Origin of the sequence: Rhizobium sp. SG_E_25_P2 (genome assembly GCF_029892285.1) — a bacterium.
In the GTDB taxonomy this organism is placed as follows: domain Bacteria; phylum Pseudomonadota; class Alphaproteobacteria; order Rhizobiales; family Rhizobiaceae; genus Rhizobium_E.
The window spans coordinates 587,210-599,915 of the sequence record NZ_JARXVM010000001.1; the positions used below are offsets into that span (position 1 = coordinate 587,210).

The 12,706-nt window shown below is 62.7% G+C and carries 14 protein-coding genes; 5 read left to right on the top strand and 9 right to left on the bottom strand.

Annotated features, from left to right (window positions below; translation table 11 throughout):
- Position 1: 1 nt before the first annotated feature.
- From M2360_RS02755 to M2360_RS02790, 8 genes are all read right to left on the bottom strand, one after another.
- Complete coding sequence (locus M2360_RS02755; protein ID WP_280773073.1) at positions 2-865, bottom strand: ABC transporter permease; 864 nt, start codon at positions 863-865, stop codon at positions 2-4.
- A gap of 61 nt (positions 866-926) precedes the next feature.
- Positions 927-1,937, bottom strand: a complete 1,011-nt coding sequence (locus M2360_RS02760; protein WP_280772836.1) for an ABC transporter substrate-binding protein — start codon at positions 1,935-1,937, stop codon at positions 927-929.
- Positions 1,938-1,967: 30 nt separating this feature from the next.
- Positions 1,968-2,306 carry an NIPSNAP family protein gene (locus M2360_RS02765; protein ID WP_280772837.1) on the bottom strand — a complete coding sequence of 113 codons (339 nt, stop codon included), beginning with the start codon at positions 2,304-2,306 and terminating at the stop codon, positions 1,968-1,970.
- Positions 2,307-2,310: 4 nt separating this feature from the next.
- Positions 2,311-3,774 carry an aldehyde dehydrogenase gene (locus M2360_RS02770; protein ID WP_280772838.1) on the bottom strand — a complete coding sequence of 488 codons (1,464 nt, stop codon included), beginning with the start codon at positions 3,772-3,774 and terminating at the stop codon, positions 2,311-2,313.
- Positions 3,775-3,784: 10 nt separating this feature from the next.
- Positions 3,785-4,822, bottom strand: coding sequence for an LLM class flavin-dependent oxidoreductase (locus M2360_RS02775; RefSeq protein ID WP_280772839.1), 1,038 nt, complete (start codon positions 4,820-4,822; stop codon positions 3,785-3,787).
- Between the two features lie 3 nt (positions 4,823-4,825).
- On the bottom strand, positions 4,826-5,749 hold the full coding sequence (locus M2360_RS02780) for a flavin reductase family protein (protein WP_280772840.1): 924 nt from the start codon (positions 5,747-5,749) through the stop codon (positions 4,826-4,828).
- A complete protein-coding gene (locus tag M2360_RS02785) occupies positions 5,739-6,551 on the bottom strand; it encodes an alpha/beta hydrolase (RefSeq protein ID WP_280772841.1) in 813 nt (270 codons plus the stop codon). Before M2360_RS02785 ends, M2360_RS02780 begins: the two co-directional genes overlap by 11 nt.
- Positions 6,526-7,128, bottom strand: a complete 603-nt coding sequence (locus M2360_RS02790) for an amino acid synthesis family protein (protein WP_280772842.1) — start codon at positions 7,126-7,128, stop codon at positions 6,526-6,528. The genes M2360_RS02785 and M2360_RS02790 overlap by 26 nt, the downstream gene beginning before the upstream one ends.
- 97 nt (positions 7,129-7,225) lie before the next feature.
- Here M2360_RS02790 and M2360_RS02795 point away from each other — a divergent pair, with 97 nt between their 5' ends.
- Complete coding sequence (locus M2360_RS02795) at positions 7,226-7,921, top strand: GntR family transcriptional regulator (RefSeq protein WP_280772843.1); 696 nt, start codon at positions 7,226-7,228, stop codon at positions 7,919-7,921.
- A 65-nt stretch (positions 7,922-7,986) separates the two neighbouring features.
- Here the strand turns inward: M2360_RS02795 and M2360_RS02800 are convergent, their stop codons facing one another.
- Positions 7,987-8,784: an NAD(P)-dependent oxidoreductase gene (locus M2360_RS02800; RefSeq protein WP_280773074.1), complete on the bottom strand. Its 798-nt coding sequence runs from the start codon at positions 8,782-8,784 to the stop codon at positions 7,987-7,989.
- Between the two features lie 160 nt (positions 8,785-8,944).
- Here M2360_RS02800 and M2360_RS02805 point away from each other — a divergent pair, with 160 nt between their 5' ends.
- The 4 genes from M2360_RS02805 (at position 8,945) to M2360_RS02820 (ending at position 12,683) form a co-directional block, all read left to right on the top strand.
- The gene (locus M2360_RS02805; RefSeq protein WP_280772844.1) at positions 8,945-9,688 is read left to right on the top strand and encodes a FadR/GntR family transcriptional regulator; all 744 of its coding nucleotides are present in this window, start codon (positions 8,945-8,947) and stop codon (positions 9,686-9,688) included.
- 71 nt (positions 9,689-9,759) lie between these two features.
- Positions 9,760-10,665, top strand: coding sequence for a 5-dehydro-4-deoxyglucarate dehydratase (gene kdgD / locus M2360_RS02810; protein ID WP_280772845.1), 906 nt, complete (start codon positions 9,760-9,762; stop codon positions 10,663-10,665).
- A gap of 1 nt (position 10,666) precedes the next feature.
- Positions 10,667-11,803, top strand: a complete 1,137-nt coding sequence (locus tag M2360_RS02815) for a mandelate racemase/muconate lactonizing enzyme family protein (protein ID WP_280772846.1) — start codon at positions 10,667-10,669, stop codon at positions 11,801-11,803.
- Position 11,804: 1 nt separating this feature from the next.
- Positions 11,805-12,683: an amidohydrolase family protein gene (locus tag M2360_RS02820; protein ID WP_280772847.1), complete on the top strand. Its 879-nt coding sequence runs from the start codon at positions 11,805-11,807 to the stop codon at positions 12,681-12,683.
- Positions 12,684-12,706: the final 23 nt, after the last annotated feature.

The following is a 12,706-nucleotide window of genomic DNA, read 5'->3' on the forward strand; positions in this document are numbered from 1 at the left end:
CCTAGCTCATCCGGCCAGCGCCGAAGAAGCGTAATTGCACGCCATAGAGGATCAGCGTCACCACCAGCAGCACAAAGGCGGCCGCGCCGCCCATGCCCCAATTGACCAGCGATTGGACGAATTGCGCCACCATTTCAGCCAGCATCATATTGGCCGTGCCGCCCAGTAGAGCCGGCGTGACATAATAGCCAAGCGCCATGACGAAGACCATCAGCGCGCCGGCGGCAATCCCGGGAAGCGAAAGCGGCAGAAGGATGCGGGTGAAGCATTGCCAGCTATTGGCGCCGCACAGCGCGCCGGCCCTGAGTATGGCGGGGTCGATGGACCTGATGACGCCGACCAGCGGCAGGATCACGAAAGGCAGCATGATATAGGTCATGCCGATGGTGACGCCGACGAGATTGTTGACCAGCGCCAGGGGCTGGTCGATCAGGCCGAGCGCTTTCAGCGTCTTGTTGATGACGCCGGTGCGCTGCAACAGCACCATCCAGGCATAGGTTCGGGCGAGAAGATTGGTCCACATCGACAGGATGATGATGGCGAAGACCAGCCGCGACCAGCGCTCCGGCATGACCGCGAGCGCCCAGGCGACAGGATAGCCGATGATCACGGAGAGAACGGTCACCACACCGGCAACGAGAAAGGTGTTGGCGAAAATCCGCACATAGGTGCCCGATCCGATCAGTTCGGCATAATTCTGCAGGCCGAATTGCGGCTCGGTGAGGCTGCGCAGCATCAGGCCCGTGACAGGCGTCACGAAGAAGAGAACAATGAGAATGAGCGCCGGCGCGACATAGGCGAGAGCGCTTCCGCGCCCTGCCGGCCCCCGTCTCAGCGCGACTGTGGCGCTCGTGGTCATGGCAATGATTCCGGTGAAGAATGAGCCGGCCGAACACTCAAGATCGGCCGGCGATACGGTTTAACGTTTACTTCGCCTGCCAGTCGTACCAGCGCTTGCCGATCTCATCGCGATGTTCGGCCCAGTAATCCATGTCGGCATTGACCTGACTGTCGGCCTGCATGTCAGGCAGCGTCTTGCGGATCGCTTCTTCCATCAACAGGTTGGAGTCGAGATTGGTCGGCGCATAGCCGGTCGCCATGGCGAATTGCGCCTGCTGCATGTCGGCGGTCGCATGCGCGATGAACTTCATCGCCGCGTCCTTGTTTTTGGCGCCCTTCGGCACGACCAGCGAGTCGGCGGCCGTGATGTTCTGGTCCCAGGAGGTCTCGACCGTCACGCCGGTGGCGGCGAGCGCGGTCAGGCGGCCATTCCAGAACGAGCCGAACGGCGCTTCGCCGGAGGCGAGCAACTGCTGGGAGGCGGCGCCGCCGTCCCACCAGACGATATCGGCCTTGATCGTGTCGAGCTTCTTGAAGGCGCGATCGAGATCGAGCGGATAGAGCTTTTCAGCCGATACGCCGTCGGCGAGCAGCGCAGCCTCGATCACGCCCGGAGCCGACCATTTGTAGAAGGCGCGCTTGCCGGGGAATTTGGCGGTGTCGAAGAGATCGGCCCAGGTCTTCGGGCAATTGCCGGCGATGTCCTTGTTGCAGCCGATGACGAAGGAATAATAGAAGCTACCGACCGAATAGTCAGTGACGAAACGCGGATCGAGCTTGGACTTGTCGATCACCGAGAAGTCGAGCTTTTCGAGAAGGCCGGCCTTGCCGGCCTGCACGGCGTAATCGCCTTCGACATCGACCACGTCCCAGGTCACATTGCCGGCTTCGACCATGGCTTTGATCTTGCCGTAGTCGGTCGGGCCGTCCTGGATGACATTGATCTTGGTGTTGGCGGTGAAACTATCGGCCCAGCTGGCCTTCTGCGCATCCTGCGTGGTGCCGCCCCAGCTTGCGAACACCATGTCCTCAGCTTGCGCTGCGCCGGTGAAGCCGACCACAGTCATGAGAGCGGCGATTGCGAATGATTTTTTCATGTTCCCGTTCCTTGTTTTGATTATTGGCATTCACGTAGTTTGGATAGGCGCACTCCCGCCGAGCGGTGAAAACGCCGCCGGCTTCATGATCTTGTTTTCCGCGACCTCGATCAGGTCGCGGATCTTTGGCAGAAAGGCGCGCCAGGCGGGGTCCGCCATCAGGCGGGCGCGGCGCGCGTCACGGTCATCAAGGCTGTCAAAAGCCCAGATATGAACGATCTCGTTGATGGGGCCGATTTCCGAGAAGAAGTAGCCGACCAGTTGGCCCAGATGTTTCTTCTGGATGGCGATGCCCTCTTCGCCCACGACTTTGAGATAGTCGGGGATCGCGCCATTCTTCAGCCTGTAGGTGCGGATCTCGTAATACATGGCGTCACCGCATCACGAAGGGATCGGGGATGGGATCGTCCGAGGTCCTCACCCAGACCGTCTTGGTGCGGGTGTAATCAAGCGCTGCGGCGAGCCCGCCCTCGCGGCCCTGGCCGGACTGGCCGAAGCCGCCGAACGGCGCGATCGGCGAGACCGCGCGATAGGTGTTCACCCAGACCACGCCGGCGCGGATGCGCTTGATCATCCGGTGCGCGCGGGTGAGGTTCTGGGTGAAGACGCCGGAGGCGAGCCCGAACTGCGTGTCATTGGCAAGCCTGACAGCCTCCTCCTCCGTCTGGAAGGACAGGACCGACAACACCGGGCCGAACAGTTCCGTCTCCACAGAAGGCGAGGTGACGTGATCGCAATCAAGCACAGTTGGCGCGTAATAGAAGCCCTTGTCGCCGAGCTTGCGGCCGCCAGTCACCAGCTTTGCCCCGGCGGCGATCGAGGCGTCGATCGTCTTCTCGATCAGCGCGCGCTGGCGCTCGGTGCAGAGCGGGCCGACCTCGGTCGCCATATCCAGCGGTTCGCCGATGCGGATCGCCTCGGCGCGGGATTTGAGGATGGCCAGGAACCGGTCCTTCACCGACGCTTCGATGATCAACCGCGAGCCGGCCACGCAGGACTGGCCGGTGGCGGCGAAGATGCCGGCGATCTGGGCGTTGGCGGCGCTTTCGAGATCGGCGTCGGCGAACACCACGAAGGGCGATTTGCCGCCGAGTTCGAGCGAGGTGCTGGCGAGATTTTCGGCCGAATTCCGCACGACGGCCGCAGCTGTGCCGGGACCGCCGGTGAAGGCGATATGCGCCACTTTCGGATGCCGGGTCAGCGCGCTGCCGCAGGACGGACCGAAACCGGTGATGACATTGACGACGCCAGCCGGAAAGCCAGCCTCATGGATCAGCCGCGCAAATTCCAGAAGCGGCGCCGGGCCGTCTTCGGAGGCTTTCACCACGACCGTGCAACCGGCGGCGAGCGCCGGGCCGAGCTTGACGGCGGAAAGAAACAGCTGGCTGTTCCAGGGAACGATGGCCGCGACCACGCCAATTGGCTCGCGCCTCAGCCAGACATCCATATCGGGCTTGTCGATCGACAGATAGGCGCCCTCGATCTTATCGGCGAGACCGGCGTAATAGCGGTAATAGTCTGCGACATAAGCGATCTGGGAGGATGTTTCGCGTATGATCTTGCCGGTGTCGCGGGTTTCCAGCTCAGCTAGCCGTGCGGCGTTGGCGGCGACGAGATCGGCGAGCTTGTAGAGAAGCTTGCCGCGCTGGGTCGCGGTCATGTTCGCCCAGGGGCCAGACCAGAGCGCCGCCTCGGCAGCATTGACAGCCCTGTCGACCTCTGCTTTGCGGGCCTCGGGCATATCGGCCCAGGCCTCGCCTGTCGCGGGGTCGATGCTGGCAAAGCGTCCGCCGCCATCCTCGAATTGCCCATTGATATAGAGCTGAAAACGCTGCATCGGGCTCTCCTCAGCCGAAGGCCGGCATGACCTCGGCGATGAAGCGTTCGAGCGACGCCTTCTTGCGCTCGAAGCTCATGCCGGTGTCGATCCAGAAGGAATATTCGTCATAACCGAGCGCTTCATAGGCCTTGAGACGGCCAATGACCTCGTCGGACGTGCCGATCGGCATATTCGCCCGCATGACATCCGGGCCGAGCATGGCGTTGGCGGCGATATCTTCCTCGCTCAGCCGTTCGATCAGGCCCTGATGGATCGGGCGCTCATTTTTGAACCAGGCGAAGAAGTAATTGTAGTAGACGCTGACTTCCTTCATCGCCTGCTGCACATCCGCATCGTCGGAGCCGACATAGGTGTGGAGCAGCAGCATGATCTTCGGCTTGGCGATATCGGGATTTTTCTTGCAGGCGGCGTTGAAGCGGCCCATCAGGCTTTCGATCTCGGCGTCGCCGTTCCACAGCGGCGTCACCTGGACATTGCAGCCTTGGGAGACGGCAAATTCGTGGCTGTTGGGATCGCGCGCCGCCACCCAGATCGGGGGATGCGGCGTCTGGACCGGCTTTGGCGCGGAGGTCGTGGAGGGGAACTTCCAGAACTCTCCGTCATGGGCGTAATCGCCGGCCCAGACGCCTTTCAGCGCCGGGATCAGTTCGCGCATGCGCAGGCCTGCGCCCCACGCGTCCAGCCCCGGATGAAGGCGTTCATATTCAAAGCCATAGGCTCCTCGCGCGATGCCGACATCGAGACGTCCGCCTGTCACGATGTCGGTCATCGCCGCTTCGCCCGCCAGTTTGATCGGGTGCCAGAAGGGCGCGATCACCGTACCCGTGCCGAGCCGGACATTCTTGGTGCGGCGGGCGAGATCGGCAATATTGATGAAGGGATTGGGGGCGATGGTGAAATCCATGCCGTGGTGCTCGCCCGTCCAGATGGCGTGCATGCCGCCGCGATCGGCGATCTCGCACAATTGGACGAACTCCTCATAGAGCTCCTGATGGGTCTGGCTGGCGTCCAGCCGCTCCATGTGAACGAAGAGCGAGAATTTCATGCGTCACCCTCTGACGGCCTGGGCATGGACCCGGCCCTTTTCTTGATTTCCAACATAGACGCCGAAATTGCCGAGGCTGGCTTCGGCGGCGTAACGCTTGAGCACATCCCGCGTCGCGGCGTCCACGATCCTCTCCATCGGCAGCACGTCGATCGGATAGAGCGCGCCCGACGCGACAGGCCCGTCGCCGAGACCGGCGCGATAGACCACATGCTGACGCCGGGTCTTGGTGTCTTCATACACCGAATAAAGAAGACCCGGCTGCACCGCGACACCCGAGAAAGAAGCGACCGCATCGGTCAGCGCATCGAGCCCTTCGCCACCCGCAAGCTCAACGCCCGGCAGACCGAGCGAACCGTCGGAAGTTACCACCAGAAACACCTGACCATCGCGTTCGGCGACAGCGCTCAGATGCTGCGGCATGTCCTGGCCGGCCAGAAGAGCCTTGTCGGCGAGAACGGGCGAGAAATAGCCGCCGCGCGCATAGCCGAGACCGGCCTGACCGGAATTCTCAAAGGCTTCGATTCGGCCCAGAAGAATGACGTGATCGCCGGCATCGATCACCTGATGCATGGCGCAGTCGAACCAGGCGGCAACGTCGGAGAACACCGGCGAACCATGCGGCCCCTTGCGCCAGTCGACGGCGGCGAAGCGATCGTCAACCGGGCGGGCAAACGTGTTGGACACGTCCTTCTGGCCTTCTGCGAGAATATTGACGGCGAAACCGGAGGCGTTGGTCATGGTCGCAAAATTGCGCGACGTCTTGGCGAGACAGACCAGCAGCAGCGGCGGATCGAGTGAAACGCTGGTGAAGGAATTGGCGGTGAAGCCGATCGGCGCCCCAGTGGCGTCATGGGTGGTGACGACTGTCACGCCGGTCAGGAAGGCTCCAAAGGCGTCTCGCAGGGCTTTCGGTTCAAGCGTCATGGCGGGCCTCCTTCGGGGTCGATGTCATCCATTCGGTCAGCGCGGTATTCACGGCTTCCGGCGCTGTGAGGTTGACCATATGACGGTGTCCCTCGACGATCACCGCCCGGCCGTTCCGTGCGGCTACCGCCATGGCTTCGGCCATCGCAGGCGTTGAATTCAGATCGCCGTCGCCGGTCAGAAACAGCGCCGGACATGTCACCGAGGACCAGCGATCGGCATAGGTCGCATCGCCGCCGGCGAAAGCGCCATAGGCGGTGGCGTATCCCTGCTGATCGACCAATGCGAGCAAGCGCCGGGACAGGACATAGGCCTCTTCATGCTCATGCCCTTCTCCAAACCAGCGCCGCAGCGGCGCTTCGCGATCGAAAGCGCCCGTGACGATCTCCGCCGCCCGCGCCTTCACCGCATTGCGGGCCGCATCATCCCGCCTGTAGACGCCGTTCAGAAGCGCGACCCGCGCCACCTGATCGGGCGCTTCGGCGGCGATGCCGCCCGCAATCAGAGCACCCATCGAATGACCGGCGACGCTGACCGGACCTTTGCCGAGCTCCCGCAACGCTCTCGCGAACCAGGCGACAAACCCTTCGAGCGACGCGCCTGCAGGAAGCGGATCGCTTTCCCCATGGCCCGGCAGATCCACCGCGATGATCTCGAAGCGCTTCGACAGCGCCTCGATCTGCGGCGTCCAGGCTTCGAGCCGCATACCCACGCCATGGATCAGAACGAGCGGATCGCCCGCCCCCGTCACGACATAGGCCGCGCCCGACGGGGTCTTAGACCGCTGCGGGATTGGCGACATCGTGGCCGAGCTCCTTGAGATCTTCATAGCGATTGCCGATGCGGTGATGCGGACGCCCGCCAATCGACGCGCCGAGCGCGATGACGATCTCGTCCGCCGCAGGCGCATCCGGGATGGCGCATTGAATGGTAAGATAATGCGAGCGGCGACCCTCATCATTCTTGTCCATCAACGGGATCATGATCGGTGCGTTGGCCGGCCCGCGCGTGTTGCAGAAGGCGAGATAGGATTTCGCCCCAACCGCCTGGCGATAATGATTGCCGAAGCGCAGCGTATGGATCAGCGCCGAGGCATGCTCGATTTCGCCGTCGAGGCCCACGACTGCGCTCTTGCCATAACCTTCGACCGCCTCGCCCGAGCCGGTGACATCGAGGATCATCTTGGTGAGAAGTGCGCCAAGGACCGGGGCCGCAGCATGAATCTCAGGCTTGAGATCATCGACAAAGCCGCGTCCGGCCCAGGGATTTTTGATCACCGCCATGGCCGCGATCATCTTCAGCGGAACGGCGGCTTCCTTGCCGCCTTCGATGAGCGTGTTTTCCACATGAAGAAGAGTTTTGCGTATCACGGGAACCAAGGCCGCCTCCTGTCATTTCGTATGATGACATGTTGGTATACCATAAGACGACGTGTCAAGAGCTTGCGGGAAACAAAATTTGCGGCTAAACGGGATCATGACCACACAGGACGCTCATCTCGCCGATCTCCGGATCGATACGCCCCCCGCGACCCTGCGCGAAATCGCGCTCGAGCGCATGCGCCGCGCCATCATTGCCGGGCTATTCCAGCCTGGTCAGCGACTGGTGGAGCGGGCGCTGTGCGATCAGCTTGGCGTGTCGAGATCGGTTATCCGCGAAGTGATCCGCCATCTCGAATCCGAAGGGCTTGTCGAGAGCATCGCCAAGCAGGGGCCCATCGTCGCCCGGATCAGTTGGGATGACGCCCGGCAGATCTACGAGATCCGCTCGGCGCTGGAATCGACTGCGGTGGCGGATTGCGCGCGTCGCGCCGGCGCCAAGGTCAAGGCCCGGCTGGGGGCAGTGCTCAGCGAACTCGACCGGACATCGAAAAAAAATTCTCCGCCGGCCATCCTCGACGCCACCCATGAATTCTACAAGATCATTTTCGAGACCAGCGGCCACACGATCGCCTGGGAAATCGTCAACCGTCTGAACAGCCGCATTTCGCGGCTGCGCGTGATGACGCTATCGACCGCAAACCGCACGACATCGGGTCCGGCGAGAATGCGGGAAATCTACGCCGCCATCGAGAGAAACGATCCGGACGCCGCCGCCCTCGCCTGCCGCGCCCATGTGGAGGAAGCGTCACGCATCGCCGAAACCCTGCTCGCCAATGAAGCGGATGGCTGAGACGCGCTAAAAATTGCGGCATTGCGGCCATAGATGGCTCGAAGACGCGGCGCAGGCGTTTGCCCTTACGGCTTCTGGTGGATCGGCTCCTGAACGAAATGACCGCCCTGATAGACAGACGCAGGATCATCCGTGGGCGGCGTCGGCATGGCGGCGTCCAGTTCTGTGCGATAGACTTCGGCATTGTCCTTGGGCCGCCAACCGAGATAGGCGGCGGCGCTGTTATCCCACCAGTTGCGATCATTGTCGGACACGCCCCAGATGATCGGGCAGCCGAGCCTGGGCGCGGTAAACACACGCTCGATCAGGGCCTGGAAATCGCTGTAGGACATCCAGGTGGCGAGCATGCGGTGATTCCTGGGCTTTTCAAAGCAGCTTCCGATGCGGACAAGGGCGGTCTCCTGGCCGAATTTCTCGAAATACATCGTCGCCAGCGCCTCCCCGAAACATTTCGACACGCCATACAGGCTATCGGGCCGCATGGGGTCTGTGGTCTTCAAATGCTGATCCTGCCGATAATAGCCGATCGTGTGGTTGGAGCTGGCGAACAGGATGCGCGGATGCCCATGCGCCCGCGCCGCCTCAAAGAGATTGTAGACGCCGGCGATATTGGCGTTGAGGATCTTGGAGAACCGGTCCTCCACCGAGACGCCGCCGAGGTGAAGAATCCCGTCGCACCCTTCCACCAGCCGCATCACGCTTGCCGCATCGCCAAGATCGCAGGGCATCACCTCCTCATTGGCCTGCGCCGCGCCCAGATCGGCGATGTCCGAGAGACGCAGAACCTCCGCCAGCCCGCCGAGGCGGCTGCGCATGGCCTGCCCCAGCCCGCCAGCGGCGCCGGTGATCAGCAATCTTTTCAACATGTTTCCTCCGAACTCGACGCCCAACACGCCTGATTTGATCGAACTTATCATACAGGTTGCTGGATTTGCGTCAACAAGTCGGCTATATCAACGCTGGCGCGGCGGCCCAGCGAAGGACGGCGACCTGCGTCCGTTGACAGATCGGGAGAACTCGCGGATGAGCCTGGACATGCATGCTGAGAAAGTTTCCGGGAGCCTGACGGCGCGGCTCGGCGATTCCCTGCGGCGTCAGATCCTGGCTGGACACTATCTGCCAGGAGCCAAATTGCCGAGCGAAGCCCAATTGAGCGAAGCCCATGGCGTGAGCCGCACCGTGGTGCGGGAGGCGATCGCCAGCCTGCGCGCCGACCGGCTGGTGGAAACCCGCAAGGGCGCCGGCGTATTCGTACTTGAGCCGACGCAAGCTCCAGCCTCGCCGCTCCATTCCCTGCAAAACATTGATCCTGAACGAGTTTCCTCGATGATCGAGGTTCTGGAACTTAGAACGGCAGTCGAAGTGGAGGCTGCGGGTCTTGCAGCCCTGCGCCGCTCCCCCGCCCAGGAAGAAGCGATCCTGGAGCGCCACTATGCCGTCCGCGCCTGTCTCGAGGCGGGCGTGCCCAGCGCCGAAGCCGATTTCGCGCTGCATCTCGCTATCGCCGAAGCAGCCAACAATCCCCGCTTCCGCGATTTTCTCGCCATGATCGGACGAAACGTCATTCCGCGCGCCGCCCTTCGCAATGATGATTCCGAGGCGGATCAAGCCGCCTATCTCAAGCTCATTGACGAGGAACATCGGGCCATCGTTTTTGCGATCTCCAATGGCGACGAAGACGCCGCCCGCGCCGCAATGCGCCGCCATCTGCGCGGCAGCCAGATGCGTTATCGCAATTTGCTGCGCGAAGAACGCAAACCTGTATGACAGGTACTTGACAGTTATAAAGGCAACATGTAGGACAACTTTGCCGGAGGAGGCAAAAAGAGGATATCTGCATGACGCCGCAAGAGATCAAGGTCGCGCTGGGCGCTGGCCTGCTGTCATTCCCTGTGACGCATTTCGACAATGAAGGCGCATTCAACGCCGAGAGCTATCGCCGCCATATCGAATGGCTGTCGAGCTTTCCCGCGCCCGTGTTGTTTGCCGCCGGCGGCACCGGCGAATTCTTCTCGCTGGCTCCCGGTGAAATCCCCGCCATTGTCCGCGCCGCCAAGGAGGCGGCAGGCGACACGGCCATCGTCTCGGGCTGCGGCTATGGCACGGAGATAGCTGTCGAGATCGCCCGTTCCGCTGAAAAGGCGGGGGCCGACGGCATCCTGCTTCTGCCGCATTACCTGATCGATGCGCCGCAGGAAGGCTTGTTTCACCATGTTCGCCGCGTCTGCCAGTCCGTGGGTATTGGCGTCATGGTCTATAATCGCGACAACTCGATCCTGTCGGTCGATACATTGCAGCGGCTGTGCGACGAATGCCCCAATCTGGTTGGCTTCAAGGACGGCACCGGCGATATCGGCCTTGTGCGTCAGGTGACCGCCACCCTGGGAGACCGGCTGACCTATCTCGGCGGCATGCCGACGGCGGAATTGTTCGCCGAAGCCTATCTGGGCGCGGGCTTCACCACCTATTCGTCCGCCGTGTTCAACTTCGTGCCACAACTGGCCGTGGAATTCTACGCGGCGCTCAGGGCCGGCGACCGCGCCCGCTGCGAAGCGATCCTTCGCGACTTCTTCTATCCGTTCATGGCGCTGCGCAGCCGCCGCAAGGGCTATGCGGTGGCCGCCGTCAAGGCGGGCGTGCGCCTACAGGGCTTTGCCGCAGGCCGCGTGCGCGCGCCGCTTGATGACTTGACCACTGAGGAAGAAGCTATTCTCGAACGCCTGATCGAGCCGTGGAAGCGCTGAGATGAAGATCGCCGCCGTCCGCACCCATCTCTTGGACTATAGGCTGGCGACGCCGTTCGAAAGCGCCTCCATGCGCTTTGACCGTCGCGCGCATGTGCTGGTCGAGATTGTCTGCGACAATGGCCTGACTGGATGGGGCGAGTGCCTGGGGCCTGCCCGGCCAAACGCCTCTGTGGTCGCCGCCTATACGCCGTGGCTGCTGGGCGCGGATCCGCTTGAGACCGAAAAGATCTGGGCGACGCTTTATAACGCGCTGCGTGACCAGGGCCAGCGCGGCCTGACGATGACGGCGCTGTCTGGCATCGACATTGCGCTCTGGGACATCAAGGGCAAGCATTTCGGCGTTCCAATCTCGACGCTGCTCGGCGGACGGTTTCGCGACCATGTCCGCGCCTACGCCACCGGCAGCTTCAAGCGCGACGGCGTCGACCGGATCGAGGACAATGTCACAGAGGTCCGCCGCTATCAGACGGAAGGATTTGGCGCCAGCAAGATCAAGATCGGCTTCGGCGTCGATCAGGATCTGCGGGTTGTGCGCGCCGTTCGCGACGCCGTCGGGCCCGACTTCCGGCTGATGGTGGACGCCAATCACGGCTATGACACACTGGAGGCCATCCGGTTTGGCCGTGCGGCAGCCGAACTCGATATCGATTGGTTCGAGGAGCCGGTGGTTCCCGAACACCTCGCCGCCTATCGCGAGGTCAAGGCGAACCAGCTGATTCCGGTTGCTGGCGGTGAGACATGGCAGGGCCGTTTCGCCATGAAGGAACCGGTGGAGACCCGCGCCGTCGACATTCTCCAGCCGGATCTCGCCGGAACCGGCGGCTTCACGGAAGCGAAGCGCATCGTCGATATGGCGGCGCTCTATGGAGTCCGGGTTGTTCCGCATGTCTGGGGCACGGCGGTTCACATCGCCGCGGCGCTGCAGTTTATGGCGGCGATGGTTCCCAGTCCGGTGCGCGTCAATCCGATCGAACCGATCCTGGAATTCGATCGCACCGACAATCCCTATCGCCAGGCCGTGGTGACGCAGCCGATCGAACACGAAGCGGGCGTCGTGCGGATACCGAATGGTCCCGGCCTCGGCGTCGAGATCAATCGCGACGCGCTCGCCGAATACAAAATGGCGGAGGCCTGAGATGCTGACGCGACCCATTTCTGGCCCCCAGCCGAAGATCAGATTTCCCAAAGGCGCTGTCGACGCGCAGATGCATATGTATCTGCCCGGCTTTGCCGCCCAGCCCGGCGGGCCGGACTTGCCTGCAGGCGCGCTGCCGGATGCGGCGCAGTATCGCCAGTTCATGTCCTGGCTCGGCATCGACAGGGTGATCGTCACCCAGGGCAACGCCCATCAGCGCGCCAATGGCAATCTGATCGCCTGCCTGACCGAAATGGGCGATGTCGCCCGTGGCGTGGCCGCGATTGGCGGCAGCGCCGGTGACGCGGAACTCGATGCTCTGTCAGCCGCTGGCGTGGTCGGCGCGCGGATCATGGATCTTCCGGGCGGCGCGGTCTCACTCTCTGAACTGGAGTCGGTGGATTCGCGCGCGGCCTCGCGCGGCTGGATGCTCGCCGTGCAGTTCGACGGCAACCGGATCCTTGAGCATGCCGACAGGCTGATGAGGCTTAAGTCGCGTTTCGTGCTCGATCATCACGGCAAGTTTTTCGCCGGCGTCGATCCAGCCGGTCCGGAAATCGCGACGGTCAAGCGCCTGATCGATGGCGGCAATTGCTGGTTCAAGTTTGCCGGCGCCTATGAATCATCGAAATCAGGTCCGCCGGATTATGCCGATGTCGCCGCCTTTTCGCGCGATATCGCCGCCCATGCGCCGGAACGCATCATCTGGGGCAGCAACTGGCCGCACAATCTCGCCAAGACCCAGGCCGACTATCCCGACGATGTCGCCTTGACCGACACCGTTCTGGATTGGCTTCCCAATGAGGCGGCGTTCAGGCTCGCTCTTGTCGACAATCCCGAGGAACTGTTCGGCCTGCCGCCCTACCCGGAAGGGGACTGACGACGGAAGCGCCCTCGGCGGAG